Raw genomic sequence first — 21,064 nt, 5'->3', positions numbered from 1 at the left:
GCGGAAAATACTCGGCGGCCGCTAGGCGAAGCCAGCGACCGCCGAGGGGTGTTGCCGTGGTTACGGAGTCACCTTGGGGTCGATCGACCCGTCGATGATGCCGGCCTTCAGCTCGTCGAGCTTCGTCTTGATCTCCGCGGAGATCTTGTCGTCGAAGACGCCGAACGGGCTGATGCGGGTGCCATCGTTCTCGAGGGTGCCGATGTAGGCCTCGGCGTTGAAGCCGTCCTGCATCGTCTCTTCGATCACGTCGTAGACCGCCTGCGTCATCAGCTTCTCGATCGAGGTCAAGATCTGATCGGCGTACTCGGGGCTCGTCTCAGCGACGTTCTTGTCGACACCGAGCATGACGACGGGCTTGCCCGACTCGTTGATTGCCTCGCTGGTCGCCGAGAACAGGCCACCCGCGACGGGCAGGATCACGTCAGCGCCCTGCTCGATCTGACCTACGCTGATGCTCTTGGCCGTCTCCTTGTTCTGGAAGTCGCCGACGTAGTCACCCGCGTCGGGGTTCGCCGGGTCGAAGCCGACGACCGTCACCAGCTCGCCGGTGTCTGCCTCGTACGCCTTTGCGCCGTTGTAGAAGCCGACCATGAAGTCGGTCACGGCGGGGATGTTCATGCCGCCGTAGGTGCCAACGATCTTGGTGGTGCTGTACGCGGCCGAGACGTAGCCCGCGAGGTAGCTCGACTGCACCGTGTCGTACATGACGGGCTTGAGGTTCGTGATCGTGTCGTCGGCGAGGAAGCCGTCGATCGTGACGAAGTTCGACTCGGGGTTCGCCTTCGCCGCCGCGTGCAGCGGGTCGACGAGGTTGAAGCCAACACCGAAGATGACGTCGCAGCCAGCGTCAACCATGGCGGTCAGGTTCGGCTCGAAATCCTCGGGGGTGTGCGACTCTGCATCGGAAATCTTGATGCCGAGTTCCTTCTCGGCCTGGAGCATTCCGCCGTATGCGGCCTCGTTGAAGGACTTATCGTTCCAGCTGCCCTCGTCCGAGACGGCGCAGGCGAGGAAGTCGGAGCCCTCTGCGCCGGCATCGCCGCCGCCGGTCTCGGGCGGGGCCGAACAACCGGCAAGAATGATGCCGGCAATGCCGGCGGTGGCGAGCGCCGCTACGGCGCGTCGACGAATCGATGCGTTCACGTGGGGTTTCCTCTCTCAGACGGTGACCCGAGGTCGGCGACCACGGGAACAAGCTGAGGGTACCGGCGCGAGCGTGGTGCCGCCGAGACATCTGTCCAAATCGAACAGCAAACGTTACCGAGTGGGTCGCTCCCGGGGCGGGCTACTGCGCCTGGAGCCTGATCGAATCGCGCACGTCGTCGTCCATCCAGCCGAGCGAGCGGGCGACCGCTTTCTCCCACAGTCGCAGCCGCCGGGCCCGCTCCTCGGCGCCCATCGCGGGGGTAAACCTGCGCCCCTCACGCCAGTTTGCGGCGAGCGCGGCGAGGTCCGGCCAGACCCCGGTGGCCAGGCCCGCGGCATAGGCGGCGCCGAGCGCGGTGGTCTCGAGCATCTGCGGGCGCACCACATCGATGCCGAGCAGGTCGGCCTGGAACTGCATGAGGAAGTCGCTTGCCGAGGCTCCGCCGTCGACCCGCAGCTCGGCAAGCGCGTGGCCAGTGTCGCTACGTGCGGCGTCGATCACCTCGACGGACTGGAACGCGATCGCCTCGGACGCGGCGCGCACCAGGTGCGCCTTCGTGACAAACCGGGTAAGGCCGACGATCACGCCGCGGGCGTCCGCCTTCCAACGCGGCGCGTAGAGGCCCGAGAATGCGGGGACGATCATCGCGCCACCGGTGTCGGGCACACTCGTCGCGAGCCCCTCGATTTCACTTGAGTCGCGGAACAGGCCCAGGTTGTCGCGCAGCCAGTGTTGCAGCGACCCCGCCACCGCGACCGAGCCCTCGAGCGCGTAGACGGGGGCGGCCTCGCCGATCCGGTAGGCCACGGTCGTGAGCAGGCCGCTCGTGGACGCGACGGGCCGCTCGCCCGTGTTGACCATCAGGAAGCCGCCGGTGCCATACGTGTTCTTCGCGTCGCCCTCGCTGAAGGCGCACTGGCCGAAGGTCGCGGCCTGCTGGTCACCCAGGATCCCGGCGACGGGCACGCCCACGAGCTCGGGCACGGCCGTCACCTCGGCGATCACGCCGACGGAGGGGACGATCTCGGGCAGGAGCGATGGGTCGATGCCGAAGAGTGCGCAGGCCTCGTCGCTCCATTCGAGTCGCGCGATGTCCATGAGCAAGGTGCGGCTCGCGTTCGTGACATCGGTGACGTGGCGTCCGCCCTTGGCCCCGCCCGTCAGGTTCCAGACCAGCCAGCTGTCCATCGTGCCGAAGCGCAGCTCGCCCCGCGCTGCGCGCTCCGGGGCGCCCGGGACGCTGTCCAGGATCCAGCGCAGCTTGGTGGCGGAGAAGTAGGTGTTCAGCGGCAGCCCGGTGATGCCGCGCAGCCGGTCGAGGCCCTCGGGATGACTCGCGAACTCGTCGACGATGGCCTGGGTGCGGGTGTCTTGCCAGACGATCGCGTCGGTGATGGGCCGCCCCGTCGCCGCGTCCCACACCACAGTCGTCTCGCGCTGGTTCGTGATGCCGATGCCGGCGATGCGGTGTGCGGGCACGTGCGAGAGCGAGAGCGCCTCGACCAGGAGGGAACGCGTCACCCGCCAGATCTCGGCGGCGTCGTGACCGACCCAGCCGGGGTGCGGGAAGATCTGGCGGTGCTCGCGTTGCGCGGCCCCCGCGATCTGGCCCTGGGAGTCGAACACGATCACCCGGGTCGACGTCGTCCCCTGGTCAATCGCCATCACATGGTCGCGAGCCGCTGAGTTCATGGGGCAAGCGTAGCCGTGCGTGCACTTTGCCGGCCAAGAATTCTGCCTCGTTCGACGCGTGGGTGCGCGACCGTAGACTGGAGCGCATGGCGACTAACTTCCGACTGGCATCGGTCAACGTGAACGGCATCCGCGCGGCCTACCGCAAAGGCATGGGCGACTGGCTCGCCGCGCGCGACGTCGACGTCCTCGCGATCCAAGAGGTGCGCGCCGAGACGAGCCACATCGAGGAGCTGCTTGGTGAGGGCTGGCATATTTTGCACGACGCCGCGCTTGCGAAGGGTCGCGCGGGTGTCGCGCTTGCGAGCCGCGTAGCCCCCGTAGCCACCCGCGTCGGCCTGGGCGCCGACGACGCGCAGGAGGCTATCCAGTCGAGCGGCCGCTGGATCGAGGCCGACTACGACATCGACGGCAAGTTGGTCACGGTCGTCTGCGTCTACGTACACTCCGGCGAGGTCGACACCCCGCGCCAGGAAGCCAAGTGGGCCTTCCTCGACGCGATGGGCGCCCGCCTCGACGAGCTTGCCGACACCCGCGACTATGTCGCCCTCGTCGGCGACTTGAACGTTGGCCACCGCGAGCTCGACATCAAGAACTGGAAGGGCAACGTGAAGCGCAGCGGCTTCCTGCCCCGCGAGCGCTCGTACTTCGACCGCTTCTTCGGCCCGCGCGGCGAAACCGTCATCGGCGTCGACGGCACCGAGGGCACCGGCCACGGCTGGGTCGACGTGGGGCGCCAGTTCCACGGTGAGGTCGACGGCCCGTACTCGTGGTGGTCGAATCGCGGCCAGGCGTTCGATAACGACTCGGGCTGGCGCATCGACTACCACGTGGTCACGCCGAAGCTCGCTGAGACGGTCACGCACTACACGATCGACCGCGCGGCGTCCTACGACGAGCGATGGTCGGATCACGCGCCCGTCGTCGTCGACTACTCGCTGTAGCGCGCGGCTTAGCCTTCCACCTTTCTTGCACTTCCGGGTTCGCCCGGCGATCCCACTGAGGACTCATGAACGACACCCGCAAACCCGTCATCTTCTCCGGCATGCAGCCGTCGAGCGACTCGCTCCACCTCGGCAACTACATCGGCGCGCTCACGCAGTGGACGCAGCTGCAAGACTCGTATGACGCGTACTTCTGCGTCGTGAACCTGCACGCGATCACCGTCGCGCAGGATCCGGCCGACCTCGCGGCACGCACGCGCTCAACGGCCGCCCAGTACATCGCGGCGGGCATCGACCCGGAGAAGTCCACCCTGTTCGTGCAGTCGCACGTGCCGGCGCACGCCGAGCTGGCGTGGGTACTGAACACCCTCACCGGTTTTGGCGAGGCGAGCCGCATGACGCAGTTCAAGGACAAGTCGCAGCGTTTCGGCGCCGACACGACCTCGGTCGGACTCTTTACCTACCCGGTGCTCATGGCCGCCGACATCCTGCTCTACCAGGCAGATGTCGTGCCGGTGGGCGAGGACCAGCGCCAGCACGTCGAGCTCACGCGCGACCTGGCGGCGCGGTTCAACAGCCGCTTCGGCGAGACCTTCGTAGTGCCGAACGCCCAGATCCAGAAGGGCACGGCGAAGATCTACGACCTGCAGCACCCCGAGTCGAAGATGTCGAAGTCGGCCGACAGCGAGGCGGGTCTGCTGAAGGTGCTCGACGACCCCTCGGTGAACAAGAAGAAGATCATGCGCGCCGTCACCGACGCGGACGGCGAGATTCGCTTCGACCGCGAGACCAAGCCCGGCGTCTCGAACCTGCTCACGACCTTCGCGGTGCTCACAGGGCGCACGGTCGAGTCGATCGAGCGCGAGTTCGAGGGCCGCGGCTACGGCGACCTGAAGAAGGGCCTCGTCGAGGTCGTAAACGAGACGTTCGAGCCGATCCGGGCCCGCACGAACGAGCTGCTCGCCGACCCGGCCGAGCTCGACCGCCTGCTCGCGGGCGCCGCCGACCGCGCGAACGAGGTCGCGAGCCGCACGCTCGCCACCGTGTACGAGCGCATGGGGCTGCTCAGCCGCTAGATTTTGGGGGCGGGGCGCTCGCCTTTCGCACGCCCTGCCCTGCCACCCCCGCGCACCCTCCCCGCCGCACCCTCGGCGCCGCACCCCCGCGCACCCTCCCCGCCGCACCCTCGGCGATGGCTCGAGCCGTCGAAAACTGCGGCTTCCTGTCAATTCAAGCCGCAGATTGGGACGGCTCGATGGAGCGTCTGCCCGAAACTCACACCGGCACATCGCAGGGGTAAGGCGGCCCCGCCCCGGGATAGTGGGTCCTTAGAATGACCCTATGAATGACACCGCTGTCCCGGAACAGGCCTCTAGCCCCGCTCCCGCGCCCGACGCCACGGGCACGGGCACGGAGCCACGCCGGTTGGGTGCCTTCGGGCGAGCCTTGCGCACCGCGGCCCGCTTCCCGTTCACGCTTTCGCTCGTTGCGGCGATCGTCGTGATCGCGGCGGCGACCGGCACGCTGATTCACCCCGCTGCCGATGCCTCCTGGTTCGACCGCATTGCCACGGGCTTTCCCGCGTTCGCCGATGGACGCTGGTGGACGCTCGCGACCTCGCCGTTCTTCATCACCCCACCATTCACGCTGCTGCTCGTCTCCCCCGTCCTGATCGGCGGCGTCGGCTGGGCAGAGTGGCGTTTCGGCACGGCCCGCACGATCGGCATCTTCGTCGGCGGCCACGTGGTCGGGGTCGTCGGGGCCGCCGGCCTCCTCGCCCTCATCGCCCCGTCCGGGTGGAGTTGGGCGCAGCGCGTCGCCGAGGGACTCGACGTCGGCCCGTCCTGCGGCGCCTTCGCCTGCCTCGCGTTCGCGCTTGCGACGTTGCCCTCGCCGTGGCGCCTGCGCGCCCGCTTCGCGCTCGGCGTCTGGGCCGCGATCGAGGTGCTCTACATTGGCCAGCTGGCCAACCTCGAGCACGCCATCGCCATCGCGGCTGGGCTCATCGTGAGCGGCACGCTGCCGGCCTTTCGCCACCCGGCGGGGCGCCCCAGCACTCGCGAGTGGCGGCTCCTCGCGTTCGGCGGCCTCCTGGTCATTGGCGCGGTACAGATCATCGACCTCATCGTCCCCTACGACGGCCCCCTCGGGCACAATCAGCCGACCGCCTCGTTTATCGACGTCGCGATCGACGTCATCATCATCGCGCTCGTCGCCAACGGTGTGCGCCAGGGTATCCGCGCCGCCTGGGTGGTCACGCTCATTCTCGCCGGGTTCAACATTTTGCCGGCCTCGCTTGGCGTCACGCTCATCGCAGTCTTTGGCGGGTCTGGATTGCTCGAGAACCCCGCCGATACGCTCGGCTTGATCCTGGCCCCGGGCCTCCTCTGGCTCGCCCTGCTCGTGGTGCTCATCGTCGGTCGCGGCGCGTTCCGAGTGCCGCTGCGCCGAAGGCGGCGCGCCCTCACGGTGCACGGCGTCGACCGCGACGAGGCTCTGGCGCGACTGCGACAGCTCGGCGGCGGCACCATTTCGTGGATGACCGGCTGGGCACCGAACCGCTACCTTCCGGTCGACAAGGGGTACGTCGGGTTCCAGACGCACGCCGGGGTCGCGATCGGACTGGGTGATCCGGTCGCGCCGAACGGTGAGGAGGCCGAGGCGCTCGCGGTGTTCGCGCGCACGGCCGAGCGTGCCGGGCTCATCCCGTGCGTGTTCTCGGCAGGTCCCGCGGCCACCGCCGCGCGGCCCGAGGGGTGGCGGGCGGTGGTGATCGCGGAGGACACCATCGTCGACCTCGAGGACTTCTCGCTCACCGGCAAGCGCTGGCAGCCGGTGCGCACCTCGGTGAACCGCGCCGAGCGCGAGGGCATCTCGTTTCGCATGTGCGTACTCGCCGACGAGCCTTGGGGCGTGCTCGCGCAGGTGCGCGCCATCTCCGAGCAGTGGGCCGGCGACAAGGGCCTGCCCGAGATGCGCTTCACGCTGGGCACCGTGGAGGAGGCCCTCGATCGTGAGACGCGCGTGGGCATCGCGGTCGACGCGCAGGGCAACCTCCACGGCGTCACCTCGTGGCTTCCCGTCTATGGGCCGGGCGGCACGGTCCGGGGGTGGACCCTCGACCTCATGCGCCGCCGCGACGGCGGGTTCGGCCCCGTGATGGAGTTCCTGATCGCCGCCTCCGCGCTGCACTTTGCCGACGAGGGTTACGCGTTCCTGTCGCTGTCTGGGGCGCCGCTCGTGCGCCCCGCCGAGCTCGAGGCTGGCGCGGTCGACACCGTGCTCGATCGCCTGGGCGAGATGATCGAGCCCCTCTACGGTTTCAAGTCGCTGCACCGCTTCAAGCAGAAGTTCAACCCGCGCGCCGAGCCGATGTCCCTCTTGTACCGCGACGAGGGCGATCTACCGCGCATCGCGATGGCGCTGACCCGCGCCTATCTGCCCGATGCCACGCTGCGCGACCTCGCGTCCTCGGTGACGAGCGCCGGTAAGGACTAACTACACGTGCGGCGTGCCCGCCACGTACAGCACCTGCCCCGTCGTGAACCCGCTTCGCTCCCCCGCGAAGAACGCGACCGCCTCGGCGATGTCGTCCGGAGTCCCGGTGCGCCCGACCGCGGTCTGCGCCGCCATCTGTTCCATGAAGGCCTCGAACGAGACGCCGATCCGTTCTGCGGTCTGCCGGGTGAGGTCGGTGTCGATGTAGCCAGGTGCGACGCAGTTTGCGGTGATGCCGAAGCGTCCGAGCTCGAGCGCGAGCGTCTTCGTGAACCCCTGGATCCCGGCCTTCGCCGCCGAGTAGTTCGCCTGCCCGCGGTTGCCCGTCGCCGAGGTCGACGACAGGTTCACGATGCGCCCCCAGCCCGCCTGCACCATATGCGCCTGCACAGCGCGAGTGACCAGGAAGTGCCCCTTGAGGTGCACGTCCATGATCTGGTCCCAGTCGTCCTCGGTCATGCGAAAAAGTAGGTTGTCTCGCAGGATCCCGGCGTTGTTGACCAGGATGGTCGGCGGGCCGACGCGCTCGGCGAGCTCAGCCACCGCCGCCTCGACCTCGGCGGCGTTCGCCACGTCAGCGGCGAGCGCGTAGGCCCGTCCGTCCGCGGCCCGGATCTCGGCCGCGAGCGCCTCAGCCTCGTCGCCGTTCCGGTCGAGCACCCCGACGGTGCGCCCCTCGGCCGCCAGGCGAAGGGCGACGGCCCGGCCGATGCCGCGAGCAGCCCCGGTCACCAGTGCGACGCGTCCCTGTTCGTCTGTCCCGCTCATGAGGCCTCCTGATTCGCCGACGAAACGATTGCGGTTCGAGGCTACTCCGTGGACTGTGGCCAGGAAACCCGTAGTCTGATCAGCATGTCTTCGAAGCTCGCTCGCCTCGGCACCGCCGCAACGTCAACGATGACGGTGGTCGTCGAGAGCGTCGGCGTTCTGATGCAGGTCGCCCTGATCGCCATCGGACTCGAGTTCATCTTCGCGTTCGACGACGACACCCAATTCGGCGCCTTGATCCTGTGGTGCGTGCTCGCCACGGTCTATCTGGCGGGCACGGTCCTGTGGCTCAACATCGACCTGCGCACGCGCGAGGACGATCACGTCTTTATCGCGCGCGCGAGCTCGGCGCGCCTCATGGCGCTGCTCGCCACGGCCTCCGCCTTCCTGTCGAGCGCGGTGGGCCTCGTCGCCGCAGTGGCTCTGCTGGTCATGCGCCAGGAGCCCGACCACCTGGCGATCGCCGAGGTCATCCCGCTCTGGGCAATGCTGTTGTCGTGGGCGATGTTCCACTGGGGGTACGCCCGGCTCTACCACTCGCGGTGCCTGCGCGCCGCCCCCGCGCAGCCCATCCGGTTCCCCGGCACCGACAACCCCCGTCTCACCGACTTCGTGTACTTCTCGTTCACGAACGGCACGACGTTCGGCGTCTCCGATTCGATGGTGAACGATTCGAAGATGCGGTGGACCGTCGTCTGGCACACGACCCTCAGCTTCTTCTTCAACGCCCTCATCATCGTGCTCACGATGAACACGATCGCGGGCGGATTTCAGGGTTTGTGACGCTCCGGGAATGTTCCCCGCTGCGCCACGTTAGGGTAGGTGTGTGTTCCCGGGGTCGGTGAGAATCCGAACCGGCGGTGAAAGTCCGCGAGCCCTGCCTGCAGGGTTGAGCTGGTGAAATTCCAGCACCGACGGTGATGGGTGCCTTGGCGCCCGAGTCCGGATGAGAGGAAGCACGGCGTGGTCTGTCGACCCCGCGGATTTTCGCACCCCGGCTCACATTCCAGAGTCGATGAAGGGGCGAACCGCACATGCACGAGCAGCAGATTCTCGAGAGCGCCATGCGGCGCGGGCTCGAGCTTGCCGCCCGTGGGCCGGCCGCTGACACGAACCCTCGCGTGGGGTGCGTCATCTTGGGCCCCGACGGCGAGATCGTCGCCGAGGGCTGGCACGAGGGCGCCGGCACGCCCCATGCAGAGGTCGCCGCCCTCGCGAAACTGCCGCGGGCCGCGCAGGACCACGGCGCCGAACTCACCGCCGTCGTGACCCTCGAACCGTGCAACCACACCGGCCGCACCGGCCCCTGCGCGCTTGCGCTGATCGAGGCGGGCATCGGCCGCGTCGTGTTCGCGCTCGCCGACCCGGGCCACGCCGAGGGTGGCGGCGCCGAACGCCTCCGCGCTGCCGGAGTCGAGGTCGTCGGCGGGCTGCTCGAGGACGAGGCCCGCGCGTTCCTCTCCGATTGGCTTGCCGCACGCGCCCCCCAGCAGCCGGTCCCCCGCCCCCGAGTCATTGCGAAGTGGGCGCAGTCGCTCGACGGCCGCGCCGCGGCGGCAGACGGCTCGAGCCAGTGGATCACCGGCCCTGAGGCGCGCGCCGATGTGCACCAGCGCAGGCAATCCGCCGACGCGATCCTGGTGGGAACGGGCACCCTGCTTGCCGACGACCCGAGCCTCACCGCGCGCGGCGCGGACGGCGAGCTGCTGCCGGGCGCGCAGCCGATCCCGGTCGTCCTCGGGCACCGCGCCATTCCGGCCGGAGCGCGCATTGGCGCGCACCCCGCCGGCCCGCCGATCCTGCTGGCGGGCGACGACCTGCACGCCGACCTCGCGCTGCTCGCGAGCCGCGGAATCACGAGCGTCTTCGTCGAGGGCGGGCCGACCGTCACGAGCGCCCTGATCGCGGCGGGCCTCGTGGACGAGCTGCTGGTCTACGTCGCCCCCGTGCTGATCGGGGGGCCGCGCACGGCCCTGGGCGACATCGGCGTACCGAGCATCGCAGGCGCCCCGCGCCTCGTGATCGAACGGACCACCCGGCTCGGCGCCGACACACTCTTCCACGCACGCTTTAACCGAGAGGAATCCGATGTTCACGGGACTCATTGAAGAGGTCGGTGAGATCGTCGCGCTGACACCGGTGGGCGACTCGCTCCGCCTCACCGTCCGCGGCCCGCTCGTTACCTCCGACGCGGGGCACGGCGATTCCATCTCGGTGTCGGGCGTCTGCCTTACGGTAATCGAGCAGGGCGCGGGCACCTTCGCCGCCGACGTGATGGCGCAGTCGCTCGACATGTCGACCCTGGGCGAGCTCGTTCCCGGTTCCCGGGTCAACCTCGAGCGCGCGGCGCGCATCGACACCCGCCTCGGCGGGCACATCGTGCAGGGGCACGTTGACGGCACCGCGACCCTGATCGAGGCCCGTCCCGGCGACGCGTGGCGCGTGCTCCGCTTCGCGCTACCCGCCGAGCTTGCCCCGCTGCTTGTCGACAAGGGTTCCGTGACGCTCTCGGGCGTCTCGCTCACCGTGTCGACCATCTCTGAGCCGAACGCCGCCGAGCATTGGTTCGAGGTGTCGCTCATCCCCGAGACGCTTGAGGCGACGACCCTCGGCGGGCTCGTCCCAGGCGACCGCGTCAACGTCGAGACCGACATCCTCGCCCGCCAGGTCGCCCGCATGCTAGCCTTCGCCGGCGTCCCCGGCGCCCAGGCACCTGCCTCGCCGGCCCCCGAAGCTTCCGCTACTCCCGATTCACCGTCTACCACCGAAGGAGGGCGAGCATGAGCATCGCCAGCATTGAGACCGCAGTCGCGGCGATCCGCGAGGGCCGACCCGTCATCGTCGCCGACGACGAGAGCCGCGAAAACGAGGGTGACGTCATCATCTCGGCCGAGCTCGCCACCCCTGAGTGGATCGCCTGGACGGTGAAGTACTCGTCGGGCCTGCTCTGCGCGCCCATGACGAATGAGGTCGCCGACCAGCTCGAGCTCCCCATGATGGTCGAGCGCAACGAGGACGTTCGCGGTACCGCATACACGGTGACCGTCGACGCCGCCCACGGCATCACGACGGGCATCAGCGCGGCCGACCGCACAATGACGCTGCGGGCGCTCGCGAACGCCGACGGCGTTCCCAGCGACCTGCGTCGCCCGGGCCACGTGCTTCCGCTCCGCGCCGTTGACGGCGGCGTGCGCGTGCGCGACGGGCACACCGAGGCCGCGGTCGAGCTGATGCGGCTCGCAGGCCTCCGCCCCGTCGCGGCCATCGCCGAGATCGTCGCTGACGACGGCGAGATGATGCGCCTGCCCGGGCTCATCGAGCTCGGCGAGCGCGACAACGTGCCGGTCATCACGATCGAGCAGCTCGTGCGCTACCTGAACGAACACGACCCCGACGGCGCGCCTGCCATCACGGGCCACCGCCGCATCAGCATGCGTGCGGACACGCTCGTGCCGACCACGCACGGCGAGCTGCGCATGCGCGCGTACCGCGACCGCCGCGCCGGCGTCGACCACCTCGCGCTCATCTCGGGCGAGGTCCCCCGCGAGGGCGCGCTCGTCCGCGTGCACTCCGAGTGCATCACGGGCGAGGCCTTCGGATCGCTCAAGTGCGAGTGCGGCCCCCAGCTCGACGCGTCGCTCGACCGCATCGCGGCCGAGGGCGGCGTCGTGATCTACCTGCGCGGGCACGAGGGTCGCGGCATCGGCCTGGCCAACAAGCTGCGCGCCTACCAGCTGCAGGAGCAGGGCGTCGACACCCTGGACGCCAACCTGCAGCTCGGCCTCCCGGCGGACGCGCGCGACTACACTGCGGCGGCCGAGATCCTCGGAGACCTGGGGGCCGACCACATCCGACTACTCACGAACAACCCGGACAAGGTGAGCCAGCTCGAGTCGCACGGCGTGACCGTGACCGAGCGGGTGCAGCTGTACGTCGGCGTCACCGACCAGAACACCGGGTATCTCGAGACCAAGCGCGACCGAATGGGCCACGTACTCCCCACCGATGTGCAGGTCGCGACACTGGAGGAGCAGGAATGAGCGGCGCGGGCGCCCCGGACCTCTCGGTCGATGGCAGCGGCCTGCGGGTCGCAATCATCGCCGGCAGCTGGCACCAGGAGATCATCGACGGCATGATCGCCGGCGCCGAGCAGACGCTGCTCGATTCCGGCGCCGAACAGGTGCTGTTCCGCGTGGGCGGCGCCTTCGAGCTGCCCCTCGCGGCACAGGCGGCGCTTCGTGCCGGATACGACGCGGCGGTCTGCCTCGGCGTCATCGTGCGCGGCGGGACCCCCCACTTCGAGTACGTGTCGTCCGCGGTCACCGAGGGCCTCACCAGGGTCGCGCTCGACGAGAGCAAGCCGGTGGGGTTCGGCATCTTGACCGTCGACACTGAGCAGCAAGCATTCGATCGCTCGGGCCTGCCCGGCTCGAAGGAGTCGAAGGGCCAGGAGGCCGCCGAGGCCGCCCTGCAGGTCGCGGTGCTCGCACGCACTATCCGCGCTTCTTGAGTCGGGACACCGTTTGAGCCAGCACACCAAACCGCCCCGGAAGACTCGGAAGTCGCGCGGGCGGACCCCGTCGCAGGGCCCCCGCGCGAGCTTCCGCGAACTGCTCCCCTACCTGTTTGAGCAGCGGCGCCTCCTCGGGGTGATCATTGCGTTGAGCCTCGCGGGCGCGCTCGCCTCGCTCGGCCAGCCACTCTTGGTGGGCGCCGTCATCGGGCGCGTCCAGGAGTCGGTCCCGCTCGGCGCGCTCGTCTGGATCCTGCTCGCCCTCGTGCTCGTCAGCGGCGTACTCAACGGATTCCAGCACTACCTGCTGCAGCGGATGGGCGAGGGAGTCGTCCGCAACTCGCGGCGCCAGCTCGTCGCGCGGATCCTGCGCCTGCCCATCCCCGAGTTCGACCGCCGCCGCACGGGCGACCTCGTCTCGCGCGTCGGGAGCGACACCACGATGCTGCGCGCGGTACTCACCCAGGGGCTCGTCGAGGCGCTCGGCGGCGCGCTGCTGTTCGTCGGCGCACTCATCGGCATGCTCGTGATCGACCCGATCCTGTTCGCCATCACGTTCGGCGTGCTGCTGGTCGCGCTGCTCGCGGTCGTCGGCCTCTCCAGCAGGATCCGCCCGGCCGTCGCCCAGTCCCAGGAGAAGGTGGGCGACCTCGCCGCCTCGGTGGACCGGGCGATCTCGTCGATCCGCACCATCCGCGCGGCGGGCGCCACCGAGCGCGAGACCGCCTCGATCTCGCGCGAGGTCGACGAGGCCTACGGTTTCGGCCTGGTCGTCGCCCGCATCTCGGCCCTGATCGTGCCGATCTCGTTCATCGCGATGCAGGCCTCATTCCTCTCGGTGCTCGGCCTCGGCGGCTTCCGCGTCGCCACGGGAGCGATCACGATCGCGCAGCTCGTCACCTTCATCATCTTCCTGTTCATGATGGTCGTCCCGCTCGGCCAGGCGTTCGGCGCTATCTCCGCGGTCAACCAGGCGCTCGGCGCGCTCGGCAGGATCCGCGAAATCACCGAGCTCCCGGACGAGTCGGCAGCCGACGAGACGCTGGCGGCCGCGACGCCCCAGGGCCGCATCGTGCCGCTGGCGGACGCTTCGGAGCATGCGACCGGCTCAGCCGAAGCGGCCCCGCCCGCCGTCGCGTTCCGCGACGTACACTTCACCTACCGCTCGGCCGCGCCCACCCGCGTGGTCACGCCGCTGACCGGCCGGAACTCGCGCGCCGCCCAGCGCGACGCCGAGGCGGCGCCCGTCCCGATCGTCGAGACTCAGGTGCTGCACGGGGTCAGCTTCGAGGTGCCGCGCGGCCAGCGCGTCGCTCTCGTCGGGCCATCGGGCGCCGGCAAGTCGACCATCCTGGGGCTCGTCGAGCGCTTCTACGACCCCGATTCCGGCGCCATCGAGTTGCACGGCGTCGACCTGCGCGCGCTCGACCGTGGCGAGCTGCGCGCCCAGTTCGGGTACGTTGAGCAGGACGCCCCGGTGCTCGCAGGGACGCTGCGCGACAACCTCCGGCTGGCATCGCCGAACGCCTCCGACGCCGAGTGCGAGCGGGTGCTGCGCGCCGTGAATCTCGACGCGGTGCTCGATCGCGCCGGGTCGACCGGCCTCGATACCCAGGTCGGCGAGCACGGCATCATGCTGTCGGGCGGGGAAAAGCAGCGCCTCGCGATCGCCCGCGCGCTGTTGACGGCCCCGCCGATCCTGCTGCTCGACGAGTCGACCGCCAGCCTCGACGGCGTGAACGAGCGCCTGATGCGCGACGCGCTCGACTCGGTCGCGACGGGGCGCACGCTGCTCGTAATCGCGCACCGGCTATCGACGGTCGTCGACTCGGACCGCATCATCGTGCTCGAGGAGGGCCGTGTCATCGGCCAGGGCACGCACGACGAGCTCGTCGAGGCAGTGCCGCTCTACCGCGAACTCGCCCAGCACCAGCTGCTGGTCGCCGCGGACGAGGCTCCGCCCTCCGAATAGGCCCACCCATCTACTGAACGCAATGTGCAGCTTCCCGCGCGTCCAAGCCGCACATTGCGTTCAGTAGATCACGCGCGAGCGGGCAGTCAGCCCCGGGCCATCGTCCAGCCGAAGGACGGCTCGATCACCGGGCGGAACACCTTCGCGACGAGTCCGCTCGACAGCGCCGCGGTCAGCGCGAGCGCGCATACGATGAGCGCGAGCACTCCGGGTACGCCGAACGAGCCGAACCAGTCGATCAGCCCACTCTCGCGCGCGAAGTAGATGATCGGCGCGTGCAGCAGGTAGACGTAGAGCGTACGCGCGCCCCAGACGGTCAGCTTGCCCTCGCGGCGCGGGACGACGATCAACACGGCGAAGGTCAGGATCGCCGCGACCGCGAGCAGGCCGAATCGGATCGCTGACCCCTCAAGCAGCACCCGCCAGACCGGGCCGTCGAGCAGCTGGGCGTACGAGTCACGCCAGACGATCCAGTGGTCGATGCGCCACACGTTGCGCATGTTGGGGAACGCCACGAACACGGCGGCCGCCGCCGCGAGGGCGGCCCAGGCGCCGGCCTTGAGCGCCGCGGTCGGGCGGTGGAACCACTCGCCGTCGAGCCAGCCCCGATCCTTGGCGAGCCACCCAGCGACGAAGAACGGGAGGAAGACGAGGGTTCGAGAGACGGAGAACGCAGTACCGATCTCGGGGGTGAACCCGGCGAGCAGAGCGAGCACGATCGAGAAGATGAAGGGGTGCCGCAGGCGGGCAATATAGGGCAGCAGGATCCGCATGGTGACGAGGGTGACCAAGAACCAGAGCGTCCAGGCGGGCACCACGAGGAAGTTCTGGGAGATCGCGGTCGCACCGGCGAGCGCGCGAATGCCGACCCAGATGAGCTCGAATAGCAACCAGGTGCCTACGAGCCGCACCGTGCCGGCGACGACTTTGGGGGACGTGTCCGGCTTCGAGAAGACGCCCGAGAGCACGATCATGCCGGGCATGTGGAACAGGTAGATCCAGGCGTAGAGGCCGTACGCGAAGCCGCTGTCGGTGCGGATGGTCGAGATCGAATGACCGACGACGACGAGCAGGATCAGCACCAGGCGGGCGTGGTCCCAGAGCGCAACGCGGGGGGCACGCGGCTTGGCCGTGGTGGGGGCGGAGGCGGCTTCAGTCACCCGCCCAGCCTAGACGGCGGACGGGACACCGCGGAAACGTGAAACGAGCGCCCTCCGCGGCGGGGAGGACGCCCGTTCGGCGCTCGACGTCTACTTAGTTGCGACGAAAACGTCGTCGGCAAAAATCCCCGGCGTAATCCGCAAGATTCCATCTGCGCTTGAGGGAATCAGAAATGCGAGGTTGCCTGTCGCTTGACCACCTGCATAAAGCTCTCCGGCGCCAAAAGTTGGCTCAGGTGCAATTGCGAAGCTATCCCACGTACTGATCACTTCACCAGTAGCCGTGACATAGTCGATTTGGACGAATGCCGGCATTCCCGTGTCGGCGCCTTTGTAAGTCACGGAGACGTTGACTAGCGCATACTGCTGTCCTTCTGGGGCGGCTTCGTTATAGGGGTTCGCCGACGCGACAGCGTCATTGGCTGACAGGTTCACGCTGTTTACGACAACATCCCAGTCATCTGAAGAGATAATCGCTCCCAGAGGAAGAGGATTCTCACGTGTCCCCTTTTCACTTGCAGGGGGATCCTCGTCTGTCGCAGCTGCGTCCTCTCCAGGAATTTCGGAGGTGACCGAGGTCTGCTTCTCGACGGTGTCAACGACCGCAGCGGTGAACGCGCCGGCGATGATGGTAGCGATAATCGAGGCTACTACTGCCACGCCCGCAAGGATGGTGCCCGTAAGCGCAAGACCTTTGGGCTGACCCTTCACTAGGGCGATCACTCCGAGCGCGACACCGACTACGCCAACGATAATGCCCCAGATCGGGACAAGGCCCGAGAGGAAAGCGACGATACCAACGACAAGTGCGGCAATTGCGAGACCCTTTGCAACTGGAGCGCCTACCGCCAGCCCAGGCACTGGGGGTGCGCTCGACGAGGACGGTTGGTAGACGGGCTGCGGCTGCTGGGGAGGATTATCCGGCCCAGCTGGTTCAATGTTGGTCATAGACAGATTATGGCAGGGACCAGAGAAAATCCGAGGTAACAACCAGGAAGGTTCTTTATTCGTTAGGTATTCGCCTGACACAGGTGTGCATTCCGCTTCACCTCGGCGAACCCTGGGTCACTTATGAAGCCCGGCTTGATGCGCAGCCTGCCGTCGGCGCTTACCCGGATCCGGAGAACATCGTTGCCGAACACCGTTGCTCCGGCAACGAGCTCCTGCGAGCTCAGCCCCGTCTTCGGGCCCACGATGAAGTTGTCCTAACTTCGTTCCGAAAGACCCGTCGGCGGTGACGTGCTCGACGTCGAGGTCACTGCTGAAGGAGACTGCCGCCATTGCCGAACGCCTCGGCATTCGAGGCCGTGGCCCCGATACCGAACCGATGCTCGAGGCCATGAGCGACCCCGTGACGACGGCAGCAAGGATGCCGACTAGCACCACGGTGCCCGACATGATGGAACCAGTCAACGCGAGCCTCTTCTTGGCGGGCGGGCTAACCGAGTGCGGAGGCGTGACCACAGATTGTAGGACGACAGACGGAATTGGTGAGACCGCGTCCTCCGGGCCCCGGAGCCGCGTATTGGTCAGCTGGGAAGGACTGCAGAGTGCCCGGGCAAGGTGCCCCAGCGATGCCTACGCGAATCGCATGCTCACGCGACAAGTGCTTGAGCGGCGCGGCCTCCCTCGTCCTCGGTACGACCGTGCCGTCCGGCCAATTTCGAGCGCTGACTAGACGCGAAAAAAGAAACACCCCGCGCCATGAGGCGCGGGGTGGAAGTGGAGCCGCCTACCAGAATCGAACTGGTGACCTTCTCATTACGAGTGAGACGCTCTACCGACTGAGCTAAGGCGGCGTGGACCGGGCCGGGGCTCAGTGCACAAGAAGCAATGTTAGCACGAGAGGGGTTGCCGATTCGAATCGTGCGGCTGCGGAGTGGCCGCCAGCAGCCGGGATCCGACTAGCGACAGCGCAAGCCCTCGGCCGGCACCGTGCCCTGCAGCAAATACGTCTCGACGGCCCCGTCAACACAGGCGTTCCCACCGGCGTACGCAGTGTGGCCCTCGCCCTCGAACGTCACCAGCACGCCGCTCTCGAGCTGCTCGGCCAGCGCGACCGCCCAGCGGTACGGCGTGGCGGGGTCACCCGTGGTGCCGACCACCATGATGGGGGCGGCGCCGACCGCGTGAATGGGCGTCCGCTCCGTGGGCGCAGACGACGGCCAGAGCAGGCACGACGTGTCGCCGTACCCCTGGAAGCGGCCGAAGGTGGGCGCGACCTCCTTGAGTTCCGCCGCTTGCCGGTGCATGAGGTCGATGTCCCCGTTTCGGGGGTAATCGCTGCAGTTGATTGCGATGAACGCCTCGGTCGAGTTGTCGGCGTAGGTGCCGTCCGGGTTGCGCCCGTAATAGCTGTCGGCGAGCGTCAATGCGACGTTCGCGTCGCCCGCCCGCACGCTCTCGAAGAGCCGGTCCAGCGCCGGCCAGGCCTGTTGCGAGTAGAGCGGGGTAATGATCGCGGTGAGCATGGTACTCGCGTCGACCATGCGTCCGTCGTCGCCGGCGATCGGGGCAAGCTCCAGCGCGTCGAGCTGCGCCCCGATCTTCGCCATCGCGTCGTCCACCGTTCCGGTGAAGGGGCACACGCTTCGGGTCAGACAGTCGGCGAGGTAGGCGCGCGCCGCAGCTTCGAACCCGAGCGTCTGCTCGCGCACCACCTCGAACTCGGAGGCGGTGGGGTCGAGGGCGCCGTCCAACACGAGCCGGCCCACGCGGTCGGGGAACTCCTCGGCATATCGCGCACCGATCGCGGTACCGTACGAGAAGCCGAGGTAGTTCAGCTGGTCGTCTCCCACGATCGCGCGGAGCAGGTCGAGGTCCTGCACGGTCGAGCCCGTATCGACGTTGCCGAGCAGTGGCCCCGTGTTCGCCAGGCAGGCGAGACCGAGGGCGGCGCCGCTCTGGATCGCCTCATTCAGCCACGGGTCGGAGCCGACCTCAAGCGTGGTGTCGCCGAGCCCGAACAGCAGCTCGTCCATTTCGGCGTCATCGAGGCAGTTCACGGGGCTGGAACGGCCGACACCCCGCGGGTCCCAGCCGATCACGTCGAACTGCTCTTGCAGCGGCTCGCCGATGACATAGTCGATGCTGTCGGCCACGAAGTCCGCGCCGGAGGCGCCGGGGCCCCCGGGGTTCGTGAACAGCGTGCCGATCGGGGTGCCCCCGGTTGCCGGGTGCTTCACCAACTGCAGTTCAATGGTCGGGCCCGACAGGTTGTCCCAATCGAGCGGAGCCGTGGCGATCGCGCACTGCATGCCGTCGGCGCAGGCGGTCCAGTCCAGCGTTTGCGAGCGGAAGCTCTCGAGGGTGCCGTCAACACTGGACGCCTCGGTCTCCGGGTAGGCCCCCGGCAGGCCCGCGCCTCCCGGCGGAAGCAGCAGCGAGCAGCCCGTCGCCGCGAACAGCACGGCGCCCAGCACCGCGGCAACGCGCGTGCCCGCGTTGACCCTGTGCCGGCTCATGCGACGCCCTCCCGCGCACTGCGCACGGCGCCCGAGATCTGGGTGGCGAAGAGCGCCTCCAGCACAAACTGTGGCGTCACGTTGCGCGCTATCCGCTCGCGCGCGTGCTCGATGGCGGAGATCACGTCGAGTGTGAGCGCGACGGGCACCCGCTCGGCACGCTCGGCGACGCGGCCCGCAACCTCGGCGTTCACGAGGGGCTGCCCCGCGTCCAGGCTGGTCAGCAACACGTCCCGATGCAGCGAGAGCAGATCGGTCAGGATCCGGTCGATGCCGTCGCGGAGCTGGCGCGTTGCTCGACGCTTCTGTAGTTCCTCGAGTTGGCGCACCTGCGAGCGCAGGGCGGCAGGGACCGCAGCTCCCGGGGCCACCCCGAGTCCGCGCAACACTTCCTCGCGCTCGCGGGTGTCGACCTGTTCGGCGAGGGCCGCTGCGTCGTCCGCGGCAACCTTCGCGAGCGTGGCCGCAGCGCGCATGGCGTCCGAGAGTGTGACAATGTCGAGCGCGATCTCGATGGTGCGCTCGCGCCGCGCCATCGCCTCGGTGTCGGTCGCGAGCCTGCGCGCCATCCCGATGTGGCTCTGCGCAAGGCGCGCGGCGCGCTCCGCAAGCTCAACGGGCACCCCGTCGCGCTCGTGCAAGAGACCGGCGATCTGCTCGGGAGCGGGCGTGACCAGCCGCACCGAGCGCACGCGCGACCGAATGGTCGGCAACAGGTCGGCCTCGCTGGGGGCGCACAAGATCCAGATCGTGCGCTCGGGCGGCTCTTCGAGGGCCTTAAGCAAGACGTTCGAGGTGCGCTCGGGCATGCGATCCGCGTCCTCGATGACGATCACGCGGTGCCGCCCCTGCGAGGGCGAGTAGTGCGCCGACTGCACGATGCCGCGCACCTCGTCGATGCCGATCTGCACCTTCTGGCTGGTGACAACGCCGAGGTCGGGATGGGTGCGCGCAACCACCTGGCCATACACCTGTTCCCGCAGCTCCGGGCGCTGGGCGATGAGCGCCGCCGCGAAGCGGAACGCGAGGTTCGAGCGCCCCGACCCCGGCGGGCCCGTGATCAGCCAGGCGTGCGAAAGGTCACTCGCGCCGCCGACTGAAGAGGCGTGTTCGAGCGCGCGAACTGCATCCGCCTGCCCCACGATTTCGGCCCAGAATTCCATGGGGCCAGACTACCGGGCACAGCCGACACGGCGGGTGTGAGCGGGCACGGCGTTCGGACGCTACTCGTCCAGCCCGGATCCTGCTGGGAGGTCGACAAAATCGAGGCCGCCGCACCGCAGCTCGGCCGCCCCCGCGCTGAGCTCGGCGGCGAGCGCGGCCACCTCGGGCACCCGCGTGTCGGGAACGAGCAGCCGCAGCGTTACGGCATCGTCGTATTCCGCGCCGGCAAGCGCATAGCCGCGGCGACGCGCCTCCGCCTCGAACTGCGGCGCGACCTCATATCCCGCGCGCACCCACACCTCGCGACGTGGCGCGCGCACCACACGCTCGGCCTGCGCGGTGGCCTCGGCAACGGCTCCGCGGTACGCACGGGTCAGCCCGCCTGCTCCCAGCAGGATCCCGCCGAAGTACCGCGTGACCACCGCGACGACATCGCTCAGCCCCGCTGAGACGAGCGCGTCGAGCATGGGGGCGCCAGCGGTTCCGCTCGGCTCGCCGTCGTCGTTCGAGCGCTTCGTACGCTGGTCCGGCTCGAGGACGAAGGCGCTGCAGTGGTGCCGCGCCCGCGGGTGGGCGGCTCGGACGGCGGCGATCTCGGCGCGCGCCTCCGCCTCGTCGCCGACGCGAACGAGGCGCGTCAGGAAGCGGGACCTGGAAATCTCGAGCTCCGTCTCGACGGGCTGGCCGATCGTCTCGTACGGGGAGGGCATGCGCCCATTCTGCCCGGTCTCGCGGCCGA

Annotated in this window: 18 protein-coding genes, 1 tRNA gene and 1 riboswitch; of the genes, 9 read left to right on the top strand and 10 right to left on the bottom strand. The window is 68.9% G+C overall.

Features of this window, described 5'->3' with window-relative positions; translation table 11 throughout:
* Positions 1–60: 60 nt before the first annotated feature.
* Both JW030_RS01370 and glpK read right to left on the bottom strand, forming a co-directional pair.
* Complete coding sequence (locus tag JW030_RS01370; RefSeq protein ID WP_188046046.1) at positions 61–1,146, bottom strand: BMP family protein; 1,086 nt, start codon at positions 1,144–1,146, stop codon at positions 61–63.
* A 142-nt stretch (positions 1,147–1,288) separates the two neighbouring features.
* Positions 1,289–2,842: a glycerol kinase GlpK gene (gene glpK, locus JW030_RS01365; protein WP_188046047.1), complete on the bottom strand. Its 1,554-nt coding sequence runs from the start codon at positions 2,840–2,842 to the stop codon at positions 1,289–1,291.
* Positions 2,843–2,928: 86 nt separating this feature from the next.
* On the opposite strand from glpK, the gene JW030_RS01360 reads away from it, so the two are divergent.
* From JW030_RS01360 to JW030_RS01350, 3 genes are all read left to right on the top strand, one after another.
* A complete protein-coding gene (locus JW030_RS01360) occupies positions 2,929–3,786 on the top strand; it encodes an exodeoxyribonuclease III (RefSeq protein ID WP_188046048.1) in 858 nt (285 codons plus the stop codon).
* A gap of 65 nt (positions 3,787–3,851) precedes the next feature.
* Positions 3,852–4,862, top strand: coding sequence for a tryptophan--tRNA ligase (gene trpS, locus JW030_RS01355; protein ID WP_188046049.1), 1,011 nt, complete (start codon positions 3,852–3,854; stop codon positions 4,860–4,862).
* A gap of 265 nt (positions 4,863–5,127) precedes the next feature.
* Positions 5,128–7,284, top strand: coding sequence for a bifunctional lysylphosphatidylglycerol flippase/synthetase MprF (locus tag JW030_RS01350; RefSeq protein WP_188046050.1), 2,157 nt, complete (start codon positions 5,128–5,130; stop codon positions 7,282–7,284).
* On the opposite strand, the gene fabG is transcribed toward JW030_RS01350, so the two are convergent.
* Entirely contained in the window at positions 7,285–8,052 is a 768-nt protein-coding gene (gene fabG, locus JW030_RS01345) for a 3-oxoacyl-ACP reductase FabG (protein WP_188046051.1), read from the bottom strand.
* A gap of 84 nt (positions 8,053–8,136) precedes the next feature.
* On the opposite strand from fabG, the gene JW030_RS01340 reads away from it, so the two are divergent.
* From JW030_RS01340 to JW030_RS01315, 6 genes are all read left to right on the top strand, one after another.
* Positions 8,137–8,835: a DUF1345 domain-containing protein gene (locus JW030_RS01340; protein WP_188046052.1), complete on the top strand. Its 699-nt coding sequence runs from the start codon at positions 8,137–8,139 to the stop codon at positions 8,833–8,835.
* 41 nt (positions 8,836–8,876) lie between these two features.
* Positions 8,877–9,014, top strand: a riboswitch (FMN riboswitch).
* A gap of 72 nt (positions 9,015–9,086) precedes the next feature.
* Positions 9,087–10,160: a bifunctional diaminohydroxyphosphoribosylaminopyrimidine deaminase/5-amino-6-(5-phosphoribosylamino)uracil reductase RibD gene (ribD, locus tag JW030_RS01335; RefSeq protein ID WP_188046053.1), complete on the top strand. Its 1,074-nt coding sequence runs from the start codon at positions 9,087–9,089 to the stop codon at positions 10,158–10,160.
* Complete coding sequence (locus tag JW030_RS01330) at positions 10,141–10,836, top strand: riboflavin synthase (protein WP_188046054.1); 696 nt, start codon at positions 10,141–10,143, stop codon at positions 10,834–10,836. The genes ribD and JW030_RS01330 overlap by 20 nt, the downstream gene beginning before the upstream one ends.
* Positions 10,833–12,092 carry a GTP cyclohydrolase II gene (gene ribA / locus JW030_RS01325; protein ID WP_188046055.1) on the top strand — a complete coding sequence of 420 codons (1,260 nt, stop codon included), beginning with the start codon at positions 10,833–10,835 and terminating at the stop codon, positions 12,090–12,092. The genes JW030_RS01330 and ribA overlap by 4 nt, the downstream gene beginning before the upstream one ends.
* Positions 12,089–12,562 carry a 6,7-dimethyl-8-ribityllumazine synthase gene (ribH, locus tag JW030_RS01320; RefSeq protein WP_188046056.1) on the top strand — a complete coding sequence of 158 codons (474 nt, stop codon included), beginning with the start codon at positions 12,089–12,091 and terminating at the stop codon, positions 12,560–12,562. Before ribA ends, ribH begins: the two co-directional genes overlap by 4 nt.
* A 13-nt stretch (positions 12,563–12,575) precedes the next feature.
* Positions 12,576–14,537 (top strand): ABC transporter ATP-binding protein, encoded by a 1,962-nt coding sequence (locus JW030_RS01315; RefSeq protein ID WP_188046057.1) that lies wholly within the window; start codon positions 12,576–12,578, stop codon positions 14,535–14,537.
* An 86-nt stretch (positions 14,538–14,623) separates the two neighbouring features.
* Here JW030_RS01315 and JW030_RS01310 read toward each other — a convergent pair whose 3' ends face one another.
* The 7 genes from JW030_RS01310 to JW030_RS01280 form a co-directional block, all read right to left on the bottom strand.
* Positions 14,624–15,697 carry an acyltransferase family protein gene (locus JW030_RS01310; RefSeq protein ID WP_188046058.1) on the bottom strand — a complete coding sequence of 358 codons (1,074 nt, stop codon included), beginning with the start codon at positions 15,695–15,697 and terminating at the stop codon, positions 14,624–14,626.
* Between the two features lie 90 nt (positions 15,698–15,787).
* Positions 15,788–16,645 carry a hypothetical protein gene (locus tag JW030_RS01305; RefSeq protein ID WP_188046059.1) on the bottom strand — a complete coding sequence of 286 codons (858 nt, stop codon included), beginning with the start codon at positions 16,643–16,645 and terminating at the stop codon, positions 15,788–15,790.
* A 62-nt stretch (positions 16,646–16,707) separates the two neighbouring features.
* Positions 16,708–16,890: a hypothetical protein gene (locus tag JW030_RS01300; RefSeq protein WP_188046060.1), complete on the bottom strand. Its 183-nt coding sequence runs from the start codon at positions 16,888–16,890 to the stop codon at positions 16,708–16,710.
* A gap of 530 nt (positions 16,891–17,420) precedes the next feature.
* A tRNA-Thr gene (locus JW030_RS01295) sits at positions 17,421–17,496 on the bottom strand.
* Positions 17,497–17,601: 105 nt separating this feature from the next.
* Positions 17,602–19,161: an alpha/beta hydrolase gene (locus JW030_RS01290; protein ID WP_188046061.1), complete on the bottom strand. Its 1,560-nt coding sequence runs from the start codon at positions 19,159–19,161 to the stop codon at positions 17,602–17,604.
* Entirely contained in the window at positions 19,158–20,324 is a 1,167-nt protein-coding gene (locus JW030_RS01285) for a DNA polymerase III subunit delta' (RefSeq protein ID WP_188046062.1), read from the bottom strand. The genes JW030_RS01290 and JW030_RS01285 overlap by 4 nt, the downstream gene beginning before the upstream one ends.
* A gap of 60 nt (positions 20,325–20,384) precedes the next feature.
* Complete coding sequence (locus JW030_RS01280; protein WP_188046063.1) at positions 20,385–21,035, bottom strand: YigZ family protein; 651 nt, start codon at positions 21,033–21,035, stop codon at positions 20,385–20,387.
* Between the last annotated feature and the right edge of the window lie 29 nt (positions 21,036–21,064).

The organism is Leucobacter sp. CX169 (assembly GCF_017161405.1).
Lineage (GTDB): Bacteria > Actinomycetota > Actinomycetes > Actinomycetales > Microbacteriaceae > Cx-87.
The sequence above is the reverse complement of the archived record's forward strand: the minus strand, read 5'-3'. Positions and strand labels throughout refer to the sequence as shown.